This window comes from Telluria sp. AZSoR62, from assembly GCF_058111565.1.
This window is the reverse complement of sequence record NZ_JBYTST010000509.1, coordinates 1-245: the sequence shown is the minus strand read 5'-3', so window position 1 is coordinate 245 and position 245 is coordinate 1. Positions and strand designations below refer to the sequence as shown.

1 protein-coding gene is annotated in these 245 nt (G+C 67.8%); it reads right to left on the bottom strand.

Translation table 11 applies throughout. The features are described from left to right. The coding region (locus AC3XQU_RS24555) for a LysR substrate-binding domain-containing protein (RefSeq protein WP_489876720.1) at positions 1–245 on the bottom strand (245 nt) is incomplete at both ends.

Below are 245 nucleotides of genomic sequence, written 5' to 3'. Positions count from 1 at the left end.
CACGGACGGTGCAGCAACTGCGCGAGCGCCACCGGGCCGTGCAGCCCCGCGAGGGGATTCGTTGCCGCCACTACGAAGACCCGCTGGTAGCGGAGGAAGGGGATCATCTCCAGCTCCCGGCCGGCTGCAGTGGCGACGGTCTCCGCTGGCCGGGCTCCAAGGGCGATGTCGTAGGCGCGCTCCAACAGCAGAGAGGCAATATCGGCCGTAGACTCCACGACCACATCAACCGAAACCCCGGGAAC